The organism is Mycolicibacter engbaekii (genome assembly GCF_002101585.1).
Lineage (GTDB): Bacteria > Actinomycetota > Actinomycetes > Mycobacteriales > Mycobacteriaceae > Mycobacterium > Mycobacterium engbaekii.
This window is the reverse complement of record NZ_LQOT01000069.1, coordinates 27,618-42,542: the sequence shown is the minus strand read 5'-3', so window position 1 is coordinate 42,542 and position 14,925 is coordinate 27,618. Positions and strand designations below refer to the sequence as shown.

Below are 14,925 nucleotides of genomic sequence, written 5' to 3'. Positions count from 1 at the left end.
TCCCTGTCACCTGCGTGTGTAGACCTGGCCGTCCTTCATGACAAATCGCACGTCGAGGGTGGCGCTGATGTCGCGGGTCGGATCACCCGGTACGGCGATGATATCGGCGCAGTAGCCCGGCGCCAGCCGTCCCAGTTCCTGCCCGGCGTCGATGAGTTCTGCGCTGACGACCGTGGCCGCCCGCAACGCCTGCACCGGTGTCATGCCGCGCTCGACCAGCGCGCACAGTTCCTTGGCGTTCTGGCCGTGCGGGATGGCCGGCGCGTCGGTGCCACAGGCGATGCGCACGCCCGCCTCGATCGCCCGGGGCAACATGGCTTTGGCCCGCGGGAACACCTCGGCCGCCTTCTTGCGTAGCTCCGGAGCGATCCGGTCGACGGCCAACGCGTCGGTCAGGTAGGTGGTGGAGACCAGGAAGGTGCCGTGGTCGGCCATCATCTGCAGGGTTTCGTCGGTGGCCAGGAAGCCGTGCTCGATGCAGTCGATGCCCGCCCGGATGCATGCCCGGATCGCGGTGTCGCCGATCGCGTGTGCGGCCACCCGCACCCCGGCACGATGTGCCTCGTCGGCGATCGCGGCCAATTCGGCGTCGGAGTACTGCTGGGCGCCCGGGGCCGTACTGTGCGACATCACCCCGCCGGAGGCCGACACCTTGATCAGTTTGGCGCCGTGGCGAATCTGGTAGCGCACGCAGGCGGTCACATCCGGCACCCCATTGGCGATACCCTCGGCGACCGACAGCGGCAGCACGCCGGGGGCGAGCCGCTGAAAGACGGTCGGATCCAGGTGGCCGCCATACGGCGTGACGGCATGACCGGCCGGGTAGATCCGCGGACCGACGTGCCAGCCCTGGTCGATGGCGCGCTGCAGGGCGACGTCGAGCAGATAGCCGCCGGTCTTGACCATCAGCCCCAGATTGCGCACGGTGGTGAACCCGGCCTCCAGCGTGGTACGCGCGTTGACCGCGGCGCGCAGCGTGCGGTAGGCGGGGTCGTCCTGCACACCGTGCAGCGGCGAGGGCAGCCCCTCTGGGCCGCCCGGCCCCCCGATGAGCAGGTTGAGTTCCATGTCCATCAGCCCCGGCAGCAATGTCACATCGCCCAGGCGGATTTCCTCTGCTGAAACCGGGAGCGGCGTTTCGGGATTGATGGCGGTGATGCGGCCGTCCTCGACCACCACGACGGCCGGGGAGCGCACCACGCCGGCATCGATGTCGAGCCACCGGTCGGCATGCAGGATGCAGACCTTGCCGTCGGGGCCGCTCACGGGTACGGCTCGGCGATGCACTCGATGACCGCCGCTCCGGAGTCGGGAACACGCGGCTGCTTCCAGGCCTCGGCCGGGAAAGCCACCGTCACCATGGAATACAGCAGATGCATCAGGTTCAGCACATCCTCGGGCAGGTCGTCGAGGCTGAACTTGTCGCAGTAGGCCAGTGCGTCTTCGGCCCGGGCCGTGACGGCATCGTAGAACTGCTGCATTTCGAGCATGGAACTGCTCAGGCGCTTGGCGTAGCGCTCCGGCTCCGACGGCAGGCACCAGTCGCTGAACGGTTCGAGGTCGGCGAATTCCTTCGGCAGCTTGGCGCTCACAGCACTCATGCTCCAGCCCCCGCGCGCTCGTATTCGGCTATCCACGCGGCGGTCTCGGCATGGAAGTGCCGGATCAGGATCTCTTGATCGTTGAGCAGGAAGCGGTCCACCGCTCCGGTCCCGATCATGGTGTGGGTGGCTTCCAGGGTGCTGGCGTCCTGCAGCCCGTATTCCTTGAACGACACCGCCGCGAGTTCCTGGGCGACCCGCTCGCGAGGGGTCCGCGGCTGCGGAAAGTACAGCGTGCCTTCGAAGATGTGGGAGTCATGGGCAGTCGGCCAGTAGTGATAGGTCAGATACCAGCCCTGCCCCCAGAACAGAATCGTGAAGTTGGGGAAGATCTGGAACGAATCCAGGCCCCACGGATCACATTTCGCCGGATTGAGGCCGGGGGGCATCGGGCCGACGTCCGGCGGGTCCCAGGGCCCGAACAGCCCGCTCTGGCAGATGTCCTCGATCGGCTTGCGCATCTCCGCCGACATCTCCCAGGCACGCACCCCGGAGGTGCTCACCAGGCGATGCGGACCCTCGATCTGGTAGTGCGGCGCCTCGAAGCCGGCCTGTTCGGCGGCCACCCGAAAGGCGGTCGGCGTCTGGTTTCCGTGCAGCACCGGTGCGTGATAAAACTCCTGGAACGCGTCCAGGAACAGTTTCCAGTTGGCGTTGACCGCGGAGCGGTATTGCCACCGCGAGGTCATCCGCCCGAAGGGGTAGCCCTCCAGCGCCGTCACCATCGGGCCCAGGAATTCGCGTAACGACTGCTCCGGGGTGGCGGCGAAGTTGACGAAGATGAACCCCTCCCAGACCTCGCAGTGCACCCCGACCAGTCCGTAACGGCTCTTGTCGAGGCCGAAGAACTCTTCCTCCTGCTGGACGAAGGCCAGATTGCCGTCGAGGTCGTAGCGCCAGGCGTGATATTTGCAGGTGAACTGGCGGCAGGTTCCGCTGGACTCCTCCAACGGCATGGTGTCCCACACCAGCTTGTTGCCCCGGTGGCGGCAGACGTTGTGAAAGGCCTTGATCTCGCCGGATCCGGTCCGCACCACGATGATCGAGGTGTTGACGACCTTGAGCTCTTTGGTGAAGTAGCTGCCTTTGCGCGGAATCTGCTCCACCCGGCCGACATTGAGCCAGGCCCGCCGGAAGATGGCCGCACGCTCCTTCTCGTAGACGTCAGGGCTGACCGAATCCCGGTAGGACACCGGTCCGGTCCCGAGCTCGGGGTAGTGCTGGGTCCAACTGCCCTCGGGAGGCTTGGGAAATCGCGCCACCGCCACTCCTGTCCTGCGACCTCGTGTTGGCGCCGACGCTAGCGAGCAGCACCCCAAGTGTCAAGTAGTTGATACTGAAGCGGTCGTGCAGGGCCGGCGTGGTATGACGGGGGCTCAGGGCTGACTGAGGGCGGGGTCGTTGCCGCTTTCGGCTTTGAGCGCCGTGTTGGTCAGCATCTGCTCGATGACGTTCTTGCCCAGGGCACTGTCGTCGGGCAGCTCGATCGGGTAGTTGCCGTCGAAACACGCGCAGCACAGCCGCGAGGTGGGCTGTTCGGTGGCCGCGATCATGTCGTCCTGACCGACGTAGCCCAGGCTGTCGGCGCCGATGGTGCGCCGCACCGCCTCGACCATCCCCTCCTCGTCATCGACGGCGTTGGCGATCAGCTCCGCCCGCGACGCAAAGTCGATGCCGTAGAAGCACGGCCACTTCACCGGCGGGGACGCGATGCGCACGTGCACCTCCACCGCGCCGGCCTCCCGCAGCATCCGCACCAGGGCACGCTGGGTATTGCCCCGCACGATCGAGTCGTCGACGACGATCAGCCGCTTACCGCGGATGATCTCCCGCAGCGGGTTGAGCTTGAGCCGGATGCCGAGCTGGCGGATGGTCTGGGACGGCTGGATGAACGTCCGTCCGACGTAGGCGTTCTTGGTCAGGCCCTGCCCGTAGTCGATGCCGGACTCCTGGGCATAGCCCACCGCGGCCGGGATGCCGGACTCCGGCACCCCGATGACCAGGTCGGCATCGACCTGGTGGGCGCGGGCCAGCCGACGGCCGATCTCCACCCGGGTGGCGTGCACCGACCGGCCGCCGATCGTGCTGTCGGGCCGTGCCAGGTAGACGTACTCGAAGACACAGCCCTTGGGGGTGGGGTTGGCGAACCGGCTCGAACGCACACCGTCGGCGTCGATCGCCAGCAGCTCACCGGGCTCGATGTCGCGGACGAACGAGGCGCCGACGATGTCGAGTGCTGCGGTCTCCGATGCCACCACCCAGCCGCGGTCCAGCCGGCCCAGCGACAGCGGCCGCACGCCCCACGGGTCACGGGCCGCGTAGAGCGTGTTCTCGTCCATGAAGGTCAGGCAGAAGGCGCCGCGTGCCGTCGGCAGCAGCTCCAGCGCCGCCTGCTCCAACGATGTGTCGGCGGCACCGTGCGCCAGCAAGGCGCCCAGGATGTCGGAGTCGGTGGTGGCCACGCCGGGCTGGCGGGTGTCGATCAGTCCCAGTTCGCGGGCTCGACCGGCCAGTTCCGCGGTGTTGACCAGGTTGCCGTTGTGACCGAGGGCCACGCCGGTGCCGGCCGCGGTGTGACGAAACACCGGCTGGGCGTTCTCCCAGGTGGTGTCGCCGGTGGTGGAGTAGCGGCAGTGGCCGACCGCCACGTGGCCGGGCATGGCAGCCAGCGTCTGCTCCTCGAACACCTGGCTGACCAAGCCCAGGTCCTTGAAGACCAGGACCTGCGAGCCGTCGCCGACTGCGATCCCGGCGGCCTCCTGGCCGCGGTGCTGCAGCGCATACAAGCCGTAATAGGTGAGTTTCGCCACGTCTTCCCCGGGCGCCCAAACCCCGAAGACGCCGCACTCTTCCCGGGGTGCGTTCTCAAGGTCTACTACCTGCTGGTCCGGCACGTTTCAGCTGCTCCAGGGGGACGGGCCTTAAGTGACGCGTTCAGTCTACGGTCAACACGCGTCAAGTTTCACCAACGGCAGCCATTCGGCGATCTCACCGGCCCGAGAACCCGACAACCGCAGCTTGGCCGCGGCGGTCGCGTCGGCCGGATCGAGCAGTCCGGCGACCATCAGCAGCCAACTGCGCGGATCGGTCTCGACCACGTTGGGCGGGGTGCCGCGCGTGTGCCGCGGCCCGGCGATGCACTGCACCGCGACGAACGGCGGGATCCGCACCTCGACGCTGGCACCGGGAGCCAGCTCGGCCAGCGTCCGAGCCGTGAGACGGACCGCAGCCGCCAACTCGGCGCGGTCGGGGGCCGGCAGGCTCTCATCGCGCAGCCACGCCGCCAGCGCCTGCACGGCTGCGCGGGTCTGCGCCGGGTCCGGCTGCCGGCGGGAGCGGGCGGTGGCCATGTCAGTCCGTCGGATGTGCGGCGAACCAGTCGAGCAGCAGGTCGGCGAGCCGGTCCGGCTCGGTGTCGGGGATCCAGTGCGAGACACCCTCCAATACCTCGAACCGGTAGGCGGCGTCGACATACCGGGCCGTGTCGTGAGCCGCTTTGGGTTTCAGCGCCATGTCGCGGTCGCTCCACACATACAACGTCGGCACCGCGATCTGCTGGTTGCTGTCTCCCAGGTTCGACAGCGGCATACCCCGGTACCAGTTGAGCCCGCCGGTCACCGCACCCGGCTCGGTCAGGGCCCGCACATCCCGCTCGGCCGCATCGGTGGTCTGGCCGCTGCGCCGCAGCGCCTTGGCGGCCAGCGCGCCCTGCCGGCGCGTCAGCAGCCACTCCGGAAGCCAGGGCAACTGGAAAAAGCCCATGTACCACGAAGCCAGTCCCTGGCTGCTGGTGACAAACGACTTCAGGAAGGCGGCGGGATGGGGCACCGACACCGGCGACACCGTGGCGAGCCGTTCGGGCAGTTCGGCTGCCACGCCCCACGCAACCCCGGCGCCCCAGTCATGTCCCACCAGGTGCACCCGCTGCGCGCCACTGGCGTCGATCAGCGCTGCGACGTCGGCCACGAGTTCCGACATCCGATAGTCGCGGCGCCGGCGGGGCCGGGCACCGGGCGAGTAGCCGCGCTGGTTGGGCGCCAGGCATCGGTAGCCGGCGGCGGTGAGCCGATCGATGACGGCGTTCCAGCTGTCGTTTCGCTGCGGGAAGCCGTGCAGCAACACCACGACGGGCCCCTCGGGCGGCCCGGCGTCGCGGACATCGAAGACCAGGCCGTCACGGGTGTAGCGATCCATCGGTGAAGCATCCCGCATCTCGCCGCCCAGCGGTACGCGACCCCCAACGAAAGGGAGCCGCATCCACCCCGCAAGTGTCTATCGGTGCAGCGCAGCTCGGACCCGCTCGGTGTCGGCCGCCGTCCAGCCGTCGGGTGGCAGCACTGCCACGAGTCCGTCCAGGACCGTGCCGGAGTAGTTGTGGCCGTGCCCCGCGGGCATCTGCTCACCGTGAAACAGGTCCGCGCTGACCTGCCAGAACGTCACCACCGGATACCAGCGCATGGACGCGGTGCGATCCGGTCCGGGGGGTTCGGTCAGCCAGTCGGGCCGCGCGAACAGCAGATCCGGTGTCCACCAGACCACCGGGTCGGAGGCGTGCTGAAGGAACAGCACGCGAGGGCCAGGCCACTCCGGCGCGGCAGTCTCGGCGATCTCGGTCGGCCGTGTGCCCTGGGCGAAGCGCACCGTGCGGCCGTTGTCGTAACGCGGAAGGACGGCGGTGCTGCCGGGGTCGCGCCGCACCAGCAGGGCATGCCAGAGCGGGCTGGCATGCGGCGGCCCCACCCACAGCACGGCCTCATAGCCCATGTCGGCGATATCGGGCAGCCACTCGAACGCGGCCTGCCCGGCCATCGATCCCAGACTCTCGCCGTAGAGCATCAGTTTGGGCCGATGCGCGACGGGCAGGCTTCGCCAGCGCTCGGCGATGGTCTGCACCAGCAGGCGTCCGGAGTCCATCGACTTGCGCTGATCGGCCAGGAACGAGATCCAACTCGGCAGGTAGGAGTACTGCACACCGACGATTGCGGTGTCGCCGTTGTAGAGCATCTCCACCGCGTCGGCCGCAGCCGGGTTGATCCACCCGGTTCCGGTGGTGGGCACCACCACCAGCACCCGCCGGTCGAAGGCGTGGGTGCGATCGAGCTCGTCGAGCAGCAGCTGCATGCGCGCCTGGTCGTCGTCGGCGCTGTTCAGACCGGCGTACACCCGGATGGGTTCGCGGGCGGGCCGGCGGTTGACCCGGGTGAGCTCGTCGGCGTGCAGTCCCCCGGCGACGAAGGTGCGGCCCTGACTGCCCAGGCTGGCCCAGGACGCCAGCGAATCCGGGCTGCCGGAGCGCTCCGGCTGCTGCGGCTGGGTCGTCCCGGGCACCGTGCCGCGGTCCTCGGGCTGGAACACCGCGCTGGCGCCGGCGAAGAATCCGCGGATCAGCACCCCGTTGATCAACATGGTCAGCACGACGACGACGATCGCGCTGCCGATGAACATGGCGACTTCGCTGTTCAGATGCCACCGCCGGATCAACGCCCGGGCCACCAACCGGCTGGCGTCGATCAGTACCCGCACGGTCGCGACGAGTGCGGCCGCCACCCCGATCGCCACGCCCAGGGTGCGCAGGTAGCCCAGGGTGCCGGGACCCTGGATGCCCAGCAGTTCGGAGACCTGGCGTTGCCAGCCCGCGGCCGGGACCAGCATCACGACGCACGCGGCGGGGGCCCCCACCACCACTGCTGCCTTCAGCGCCACCAGAACCCGGTGGGGCGGCGGCCACCAGTTGGCGCCGCGCAGCACCAGCCGGTCCACCGTTGCGCCGATCAGCACGCCCAGCCCATAGCCGAAGGCCGCGTTGATGCCGCCGATCAGGCCCTGGAACACCCAGTCGCGGGGCAACAGCGACGGCGTCAGCGACAGGCAGAAGAACAGCGCCCCGAACGCCATTCCGACGAAATTCAGGCGCAGCAGGCTCCACGCCCACACCAGCAGCGGGTGGCTCGCGGGCGCCTGCATGCCGATCTGGTTATCCGAAGATCCCCGGCAGCACTGCTTCCGAAGTGCTGCGCAGCTCGGCCAGCGACACTGTGAACTGGCCCTGGACGTCCAGCTCCTGCGACGCCTGGTCGACCACGCCGACGCGGGTGGCCGGCAGGCCGCGCGCCTCGCACATGGAACGGAACCGGCTCTCCTCGGTGCGCGGCACCGCCACCAGCACCCTGCCCGCCGACTCGGAGAACAGGAAGACGAACGGATCGGCGTCTTCGGGAAGCAGGATGCGGCATCCGGTCTCACCGGCGATCGCCGATTCGACCACGGCCTGGATCAGCCCGCCTTCGCTCAGGTCGTGGGCGGCCGACACCAGACCGTCGCGCGATGCCGCGCTGAGAACTTCGGCGAGCAGCTGCTCGCGCGCGAGGTCGACCTTGGGCGGCAGTCCTCCGAGATGGTCGCCGGTCACCTGCGCCCAGATCGATCCGTCGAACTCGTCGCGGGTGTCGCCGAGCAGGATCAGCGTCTCGCCGGGCTCGACGCCGAAGGCGGTCGGAATCCGCCGGGCGACGTCGTCGATGACGCCGAGCACCCCGACCACCGGGGTGGGGTGGATGGGGGTGGCGCCGGTCTGGTTGTAGAAGCTCACGTTGCCGCCGGTCACCGGAATACCCAGTGCCGCACAGCCGTCGGCCAGACCGCGGACGGCCTCGGCGAACTGCCACATCACCCCGGGGTCTTCCGGCGAGCCGAAGTTCAGGCAGTTGGTGACGGCGATCGGCGTGGCGCCGGTGACGGCCACGTTGCGGTAGGCCTCGGCCAGCGCCAGCTGCGCGCCGGCGTAGGGGTCGAGCTTGGTGTAGCGGCCGGAGGCATCGGTGGAGATCGCGATACCGCGCCCGGACGTCTCGTCGATCCGCAGCATCCCGCCGTCGGCATGCTCGGCCAACACGGTGTTGCCGCGCACGTACCGGTCGTACTGTTCGGTGATGAACGCCCTGCTGCACAGGTGCGGACTGCCCAGCAGGGCAAGCAGCGTCGCGCGCAGCTCCTCCCCGGTCGCCGGGCGCACCAGGCGCGCGGAGCGGTCCGCGTTCAGGGCGTCCTGGGTCTCCGGGCGCTCGACCGGGCGGTGATAGATCGGGCCTTCGTGGGCCACCGTGCGCGGCGGCACGTCCACGACGGTCTGTCCGTGCCAGGTGATCTGCAACCGGTCGCCGTCGGTCACCTCGCCGATGACCGTGGCGAGCACGTCCCACTTGGCGCAGACCGCCATGAAGGCATCCACGTTCTCCGGGGCGACCACGGCGCACATACGTTCCTGCGACTCGCTGGACAGCACTTCCGCCGGGGTCATGTTCGCCGCGCGCAGCGGCACCTTCTCCAGCTGAATCGCCATGCCGCCGTCACCGGCAGAGGCCAACTCGGAAGTCGCGCAAGACAGTCCGGCCCCGCCGAGGTCCTGAATGCCGACCACCAGCTTGGCGGCGTACAGCTCCAGGCAGCACTCGATGAGCACCTTCTCGGTGAACGGATCGCCGACCTGAACCGACGGGAGCTTCTTGCGGCCCGCACCGCTCTCGTCGCCACCGAAAGTGTCCGATGCCAGCACCGACACCCCACCGATGCCGTCCAGGCCGGTCCGCGCCCCGAACAGGATGATCTTGTTGCCGGCGCCGGAGGCGAACGCCAGGTGCAGGTCTTCCTTCTTCAGCACGCCGACGCACAGCGCGTTGACCAACGGGTTGCCCGCATAGCAGGGGTCGAAGACCGTCTCGCCGCCGATGTTGGGCAGACCCAGCGAGTTGCCGTAGCCGCCGATGCCGCGTACCACCCCGTCGAGCACCCGGCGGGTGTCGGGCGCGTCGGCGGCGCCGAAGCGCAGCTGGTCCATCACCGCGACCGGGCGGGCACCCATGGCCATGATGTCGCGCACGATGCCCCCCACGCCGGTGGCCGCTCCCTGGTAGGGCTCCACGTAGGACGGGTGGTTGTGCGACTCCACCTTGAAGGTGACCGCCCAGCCGTCGCCGATGTCGACGACGCCGGCGTTCTCGCCGATACCGGCCAGCATCGCCTGGCGCATCTCGTCGGTGGTGGTCTCCCCGAAGTAGCGCAGGTGCACCTTGGAGGACTTGTAGGAGCAGTGCTCGCTCCACATCACCGAGTACATGGCCAGTTCGGCGTCGGTGGGGCGGCGGCCCAGGATGTCGCGGATGCGCTGGTATTCGTCGTCTTTGAGGCCCAGCTCGGCGAACGGTTGCGGGTGATCTGGCGTCGCCGCGGCGTGTTCGACGGTGTCCGGCGTGGTCAGGGACGTCACGGGCTCAGTGTATGGCACTGATTTCGGCTCACTGCGGCGCCAGGAAGGCCGTCAGAGCCGCGGCGTAGGCGGCCACGTCACTGGCACCCATCAGCTCCCGCGCCGAATGCATGGCCAGCTGCGCAGCGCCCACGTCGACAGTGGGTATGCCGGTGCCTGCGGCGCTCATCGGACCGATGGTCGAGCCGCAGGGCAGGTCCGCGCGGTGCTCGTAGCGTTGCAGCGCCACCCCGGCCTGGTCGCAGGCCAGCGCGAAGGTGGCCGCGGTACGGCCGTCGGTGGCGTAGCGCAGGTTGGGCTGCACCTTCAGAACGGGGCCGGCGTTGACCGCGATCAGATGACCCGGTTCGTGACGGTCCGGGTAGTTGGGGTGGGTGGCATGTGCCATGTCCGCCGAGGCCATGGTGGAGGCGGTCAGTCGGCGCAGGAAGTCCTCACGGTCCCCGCCGGCGGCCAGGGTGATCCGCTCCAGGACCGTGGGCAGCAGATCCGATTGCGCACCGTGATCCGAGGTCGACCCCACCTCCTCGTGGTCGAACAGCGCCAGCACCGGAAGGTAGCGCCCGGGCCGGGCGGCCAGCAGGGCTTCCAACCCGGCGTAGCAGCTGGCCTGGTTGTCCAACCGGGGCGCACTGACGAACTGCCGGTCCACCCCGGTCACCGTCGCCGGCGCCAGATCGTGGGTCATCAGGTCGAAGCCGAGCACGTCGGCGCGTTCGACACCGGCGCGTTCGGAGACGTAGCGCAGGAAGTCGCGGGCCGGGCCGCCCGCGCCCCACACCGCGTTGAGGTGGCGTTGCGGGTCCAGCGCGACCGCGGCGCGGTCGGCGGCCAGGTGGATCGCCAGCTGGGGAACCCGCAGAATCGGTTCGTCGATCCGGACCAGGTGCTGGCTGATCGCCGAGCCTGCGCCGCGCACCGAGAGCCGCCCGCTGACGCCCAGGTCGCGGTCCAGCCACGAGTTCAGCCAGGCGCCGCCGTAGGGCTCCAGCGCCACCAGATGCCAACCGGCGACCTCCCGGTCGGGATGTTGCTTGACCCGCAGGTTGGGGCTGTCGGTGTGCGCACCCACCACGCGGAACGGCGCCCCGGGATCCGTCGCCCCGCCGTCCCAGGCGATCAGCGAACCGGCCCGGACGGTGAAGTACCGCCCGGGCTGGGCGGGCCATCGGTCGGTCTCGGCGATCTCGGTGTAACCGGCGGCCCGCAGGCGTTCGGCGACGCTCGCACAGACATGGAACGGCGAGGGTGAGGCATCGATGAACTCGCACAATCCGGTCGCGGTGGCAGCCATGGCTCAAGTCTTTCCCATCGCAACGCCGATTGGGGCGTTAGGGTCGATACTGTGCCGACTGCTCAGCCCGTCACCACTCCCCTGACCTGTGCGGCCATTTTCCTGGTGTCCACCATCGACGAGGGTGGCGAGGCGGTGGTGCATGACGCGTTGCCGGCGGTGGCGGGCTTCGCCCGGGCGATCGGCTTCCGCGACCCGACCAAGCGGCTGTCGGTGGTGACTTCGATCGGGTCCGACGCCTGGGACCGGCTGTTCGCCGGGCCCCGGCCGGCGCACCTGCATCCGTTCGTCGAGCTGGCCGGTCCCCGTCACACCGCGCCGGCCACCCCGGGGGACCTGCTGTTCCACATCAAGGGCGAGACCCTCGACGTCTGCTTCGAGCTGGCCGGACGAATCGTCAAGGCGATGGCCGGTGCGATCACCGTGGTCGACGAGGTGCACGGCTTCCGGTTCTTCGACAACCGCGATCTGCTCGGCTTCGTCGACGGCACCGAGAACCCGGTCGACGAGGCGGCCTGCGAGGCCACGGCAATCGGAGACGAGGACCCCGACTTCGCCGGCGGGTCCTATGTCCACATCCAGAAGTACCTGCACGACATGGCGGCCTGGGAGGCGTTGCCGGTCACCGAGCAGGAACGGGTGATCGGCCGCACCAAGGCCGACGACATCGAGTTCGACGAGGCGGACAAGCCGGCCAACTCCCACATCGCGCTGAACGCGATCACCGACGACGACGGCAACGACCTGGACATCGTGCGGCACAACATGCCGTTCGGCTCGGTGGGCACCGGCGAGTCCGGCACCTACTACATCGCCTATTCCCGCAGTCCAGCGGTGACCGAGCGGATGTTGCACAACATGTTCTTCGGGGACCCGCCCGGCAATACCGACCGCATTCTGGATTTCTCGACCGCCGTCACCGGCGGCATGTTCTTCACTCCCACCGCAGATTTCCTCGACGGTCCGCCGCCGCTCCCGGGCCGGCCGGCCCCGAGCCCGGCGCAGCCCGCCGAGCCCGCGTCTGGGGGCTCCCTGAATATCGGCAGCCTGAAAGGAATCTCATGAACAACCTGTATCGCAATCTGGCCCCCGTCACCGACGCGGCCTGGGCCGACATCGAGCAGGAGGCGGCCCGCACGTTCAAGCGACACATCGCCGGGCGTCGGGTGGTCGACGTCAGCGAGCCGGCCGGCCCCACAGCGGCGGCGGTGGGCACCGGCCGGCTGACCGGCATCGGCGCCCCGGCCGACGGGGTCCAGGCAGCTCTGCGGGACAGCAGACCGCTGGTGCGCCTTCGGGTTCCGTTCACCCTGTCGCGGGAAGAGATCGACGACGTGGAGCGGGGCTCGCAGGACGCAGACTGGGACCCGGTCAAGGCCGCGGCCAAGAAGCTGGCCTTCGCCGAGGACCGGATCGTCTTCGGCGGCTACCCGGACGCCGCCGTGGAGGGCATCCGCAGCGCCAGCTCGAACCCGGAGTTGACGCTGCCCGAGGACCCGCGCGACATCCCGGATGTGGTCAGCCAAGCGCTCTCCGCGCTGCGGCTGGCCGGGGTGGACGGTCCCTACTCGGTGCTGCTGTCGGCCGACACCTACACCAAGGTCAGCGAGACCTCCGATCACGGTTATCCGATCCTGGAGCACCTGCGCCGGCTGGTGACCGGCGACATCATCTGGGCACCGGCGATCGACGGCGCATTCGTGTTGACCACGCGTGGCGGCGATTTCGACCTGCGGTTGGGCACCGACGTGGCGATCGGCTACCTGTATCACGACGCCGACAACGTGGAGCTCTACCTGGAGGAGACCTTCACGTTCCTGTGCTACACCGCCGAGGCCGCTGTCGCGCTGACCGGCTAGCCGGGTCCCGGCCCGCCGACTGACCCTCTCGCGGTCAGTCGGCCCACGAGGCGGTGAATGCGGCCACCGAGCGCGCGGTGCGCTCGACGGCGCCGTCCGGATCGGGCAGTGCGGCAGCCAGGCCCTGCACCGCACGGTCGGCGAGCGGGCGCCAGTGCTCGATCCAGCCCTCGATGACAGCGCGGTTGGCGGGATTGGCGGCCAGCGCGTAGCGGGCGAGTGCGGCGTTCCAGGCCTGATTGCGGGTGGTGTCCACCCGGGATTCCTGCAGCAGCGCCGCGGTGAGCCCGTCGCCGCGAAGGTTGGCCACCTCGGCGAAAGCCTCCTTGAACAGCGCGTCGAGCGCCGGCTTGATCACCAGGTTCAGCGCGGTGAAGGCCTCTCCCCAGTCATAGGCCAGCAGCAGGCGTTCCAGCGCTTCCCGGGCCGGCTGCCAGGCCTCGTCTGTCTCCCAGATTCGCCGCGTCGCTTCGATATTGGCCAATCCGACGTCGTGGCTCAGCGACAGCGACTTGGCGCGGTAGGCGATCCACTGCAGAGCACGCAGCTCGTCGGCGGCCTGGAAGAACGCCGCATTGGTGATGTAGGCGCTCGGCGCCAGTTGCCCCACGTAAAGGCTGGTGATCTGCAGCACGTGGAACAGATAGCGGGCGGGCAGGTAGATGCGGCCCAGTGTTTCGACCCAGTCGGGCGCCAGGGCGTGATCGGCATCGAGTGCCTCGTAGTGGTCGACCACGCCTTCGGCGTAGACCTCGCGGTCGTGCTGCAACGCGATGTAGCGGCGGTAGTTCAGCGCGGCCGGATCGCGGAAACCCTCCCAGCTTTCGGCCTGCAGCGGCGAGCCCTCGCGGTGCTTGAGATACCACCGGTTGATCGGGCTGCCGGGGTCGAGGTCGAAAGGTGCCGGCTGGCGGTTGAAGTGATAGTGGAACTGGCCGGTGACGGCCTCGTATTCGGTGGGTTTGCGGCGGGTGTCGCCGGCGATGCTCCAGGTCTTGAGCTGCCGGGTTTTCGCGGTGGTCATGTGTCAGTCCTCTCGGTCCAAGTACCAGTGCAGTTCGTCGTCGCCGACGTAGCGGATCCGGCCGGCAAAGCCCACCAGCGCCGGCTCCAGGGTGGCCAGCGGGAATGCCTGGCCGGCAGCCGATTCCAGGCTCGCCCGGGTGACGCGCAAAAACCGCGGGGCGTGGATGCGGACGTATCCGGCGTGGTCCTCGATGGCGATGTCCGCATCGGGGTTGTCGGCGTAGATGGCCTCGGTGAGGGCGGCGACGACGTCAGGGTCGAAGCCGCGCACCACCGGACCGACGAGCTTGTCCTGTTCCACGGCGGTCATCAGTGGTCTCCTTCGGTGAGCAGGATGGCGATCTGGTCGCCTTCGAGGCGAACGGGATGGCTACGCAGCCGGCAGTTGGCGGGATTGACCCCGGCGCCGGTGGACAGGTCGAATTCCCAGCTGTGCGCACCGCACGTCAGGATCTCGTCGTCGACGTCGCCGTCGGCCAGCGGGAATCCGGCGTGCGGGCACAGTCCGTCGTAGGCACGGATCTCTCCGCCGCGCAGGTGCGCGATCAGGATCGGCCGATCGCCCACCTCGAATTCGGCCACCTCGCCCTCCCAGAGCTCGTCGAGGCTGGCCACCGGGGTCCAGGTGCTAACGCTGGTCATAGAAGACCTCGACGTGGTCCAGTGGACCGACACCGGCGGCACCGATCGCCAACGCCGGGTCCAGCACATTTCCGTTGTGCCGCAGTCGGATCGGGGCATCGCGTTTGGCGACGCGGTGTCCGACCACATGGTGGGCGATCGCCGCGCTGACGGCGTCGACGGTGTCGGCGTCGTCGACGGGGATGAGCAGTTCGAGCACGTCGCCCTCGAACAGCGCGGTCAGGGGAAGCAGCGCCATGG

General features: G+C 69.1%; 15 protein-coding genes. 2 read left to right on the top strand and 13 right to left on the bottom strand.

The genetic code is table 11. The features are described from left to right. Positions 1–6 precede the first annotated feature (6 nt). The 9 genes from AWC02_RS16735 to AWC02_RS16695 form a co-directional block, all read right to left on the bottom strand. Positions 7–1,266: a metal-dependent hydrolase family protein gene (locus AWC02_RS16735; RefSeq protein WP_085129832.1), complete on the bottom strand. Its 1,260-nt coding sequence runs from the start codon at positions 1,264–1,266 to the stop codon at positions 7–9. Further along, complete coding sequence (locus AWC02_RS16730) at positions 1,263–1,601, bottom strand: hypothetical protein (RefSeq protein WP_207568075.1); 339 nt, start codon at positions 1,599–1,601, stop codon at positions 1,263–1,265. Before AWC02_RS16730 ends, AWC02_RS16735 begins: the two co-directional genes overlap by 4 nt. Continuing rightward, positions 1,598–2,863: an aromatic ring-hydroxylating oxygenase subunit alpha gene (locus tag AWC02_RS16725; RefSeq protein WP_085130096.1), complete on the bottom strand. Its 1,266-nt coding sequence runs from the start codon at positions 2,861–2,863 to the stop codon at positions 1,598–1,600. Before AWC02_RS16725 ends, AWC02_RS16730 begins: the two co-directional genes overlap by 4 nt. A gap of 114 nt (positions 2,864–2,977) precedes the next feature. Then, entirely contained in the window at positions 2,978–4,495 is a 1,518-nt protein-coding gene (purF, locus tag AWC02_RS16720; protein ID WP_085129830.1) for an amidophosphoribosyltransferase, read from the bottom strand. A 51-nt stretch (positions 4,496–4,546) separates the two neighbouring features. Further along, positions 4,547–4,951, bottom strand: coding sequence for a sterol carrier family protein (locus tag AWC02_RS16715; RefSeq protein WP_085129829.1), 405 nt, complete (start codon positions 4,949–4,951; stop codon positions 4,547–4,549). Between the two features lies 1 nt (position 4,952). Beyond that, positions 4,953–5,795, bottom strand: coding sequence for an alpha/beta fold hydrolase (locus AWC02_RS16710; protein WP_085129828.1), 843 nt, complete (start codon positions 5,793–5,795; stop codon positions 4,953–4,955). Between the two features lie 78 nt (positions 5,796–5,873). Next, on the bottom strand, positions 5,874–7,565 hold the full coding sequence (locus tag AWC02_RS16705; protein ID WP_085129827.1) for an alpha/beta hydrolase: 1,692 nt from the start codon (positions 7,563–7,565) through the stop codon (positions 5,874–5,876). Between the two features lie 10 nt (positions 7,566–7,575). Continuing rightward, positions 7,576–9,882: a phosphoribosylformylglycinamidine synthase subunit PurL gene (gene purL / locus AWC02_RS16700; RefSeq protein WP_207568074.1), complete on the bottom strand. Its 2,307-nt coding sequence runs from the start codon at positions 9,880–9,882 to the stop codon at positions 7,576–7,578. 10 nt (positions 9,883–9,892) lie between these two features. Then, entirely contained in the window at positions 9,893–11,158 is a 1,266-nt protein-coding gene (locus tag AWC02_RS16695) for a M18 family aminopeptidase (RefSeq protein ID WP_085129825.1), read from the bottom strand. A 51-nt stretch (positions 11,159–11,209) separates the two neighbouring features. Between AWC02_RS16695 and AWC02_RS16690 the strand changes: the two genes are divergently transcribed. Beyond that, positions 11,210–12,223 (top strand): Dyp-type peroxidase, encoded by a 1,014-nt coding sequence (locus tag AWC02_RS16690; RefSeq protein WP_085129824.1) that lies wholly within the window; start codon positions 11,210–11,212, stop codon positions 12,221–12,223. Next, positions 12,220–13,017 (top strand): family 1 encapsulin nanocompartment shell protein, encoded by a 798-nt coding sequence (locus AWC02_RS16685; RefSeq protein ID WP_085129823.1) that lies wholly within the window; start codon positions 12,220–12,222, stop codon positions 13,015–13,017. The genes AWC02_RS16690 and AWC02_RS16685 overlap by 4 nt, the downstream gene beginning before the upstream one ends. Before the next feature lie 34 nt (positions 13,018–13,051). Here the strand turns inward: AWC02_RS16685 and AWC02_RS16680 are convergent, their stop codons facing one another. The 4 genes from AWC02_RS16680 to AWC02_RS16665 are packed head-to-tail and all read right to left on the bottom strand — an operon-like array spanning position 13,052 to position 14,923. Beyond that, complete coding sequence (locus AWC02_RS16680; protein WP_085129822.1) at positions 13,052–14,041, bottom strand: aromatic/alkene monooxygenase hydroxylase subunit beta; 990 nt, start codon at positions 14,039–14,041, stop codon at positions 13,052–13,054. Positions 14,042–14,044: 3 nt separating this feature from the next. After that, positions 14,045–14,353, bottom strand: coding sequence for an MmoB/DmpM family protein (locus AWC02_RS16675; RefSeq protein ID WP_085129821.1), 309 nt, complete (start codon positions 14,351–14,353; stop codon positions 14,045–14,047). Further along, positions 14,353–14,685 (bottom strand): Rieske 2Fe-2S domain-containing protein, encoded by a 333-nt coding sequence (locus AWC02_RS16670; RefSeq protein WP_085129820.1) that lies wholly within the window; start codon positions 14,683–14,685, stop codon positions 14,353–14,355. Before AWC02_RS16670 ends, AWC02_RS16675 begins: the two co-directional genes overlap by 1 nt. Then, the gene (locus AWC02_RS16665; RefSeq protein WP_046319159.1) at positions 14,672–14,923 is read right to left on the bottom strand and encodes a toluene-4-monooxygenase system B family protein; all 252 of its coding nucleotides are present in this window, start codon (positions 14,921–14,923) and stop codon (positions 14,672–14,674) included. The genes AWC02_RS16670 and AWC02_RS16665 overlap by 14 nt, the downstream gene beginning before the upstream one ends. Positions 14,924–14,925 lie beyond the last annotated feature (2 nt).

Bases quoted from the DNA above. Each gene is read 5' to 3' on its own strand.
- AWC02_RS16730 (WP_207568075.1), bottom strand. From the start codon at position 1,601: ATGAGTGCTGTGAGCGCCAAGCTGCCGAAGGAATTCGCCGACCTCGAA.
- AWC02_RS16715 (WP_085129829.1), bottom strand. From the start codon at position 4,951: ATGGCCACCGCCCGCTCCCGCCGGCAGCCGGACCCGGCGCAGACCCGC.
- AWC02_RS16710 (WP_085129828.1), bottom strand. From the start codon at position 5,795: ATGGATCGCTACACCCGTGACGGCCTGGTCTTCGATGTCCGCGACGCC.
- AWC02_RS16705 (WP_085129827.1), bottom strand. From the start codon at position 7,565: ATGCAGGCGCCCGCGAGCCACCCGCTGCTGGTGTGGGCGTGGAGCCTG.
- AWC02_RS16695 (WP_085129825.1), bottom strand. From the start codon at position 11,158: ATGGCTGCCACCGCGACCGGATTGTGCGAGTTCATCGATGCCTCACCC.
- AWC02_RS16685 (WP_085129823.1), top strand. From the start codon at position 12,220: ATGAACAACCTGTATCGCAATCTGGCCCCCGTCACCGACGCGGCCTGG.
- AWC02_RS16680 (WP_085129822.1), bottom strand. From the start codon at position 14,041: ATGACCACCGCGAAAACCCGGCAGCTCAAGACCTGGAGCATCGCCGGC.
- AWC02_RS16675 (WP_085129821.1), bottom strand. From the start codon at position 14,353: ATGACCGCCGTGGAACAGGACAAGCTCGTCGGTCCGGTGGTGCGCGGC.
- AWC02_RS16670 (WP_085129820.1), bottom strand. From the start codon at position 14,685: ATGACCAGCGTTAGCACCTGGACCCCGGTGGCCAGCCTCGACGAGCTC.
- AWC02_RS16665 (WP_046319159.1), bottom strand. From the start codon at position 14,923: ATGGCGCTGCTTCCCCTGACCGCGCTGTTCGAGGGCGACGTGCTCGAA.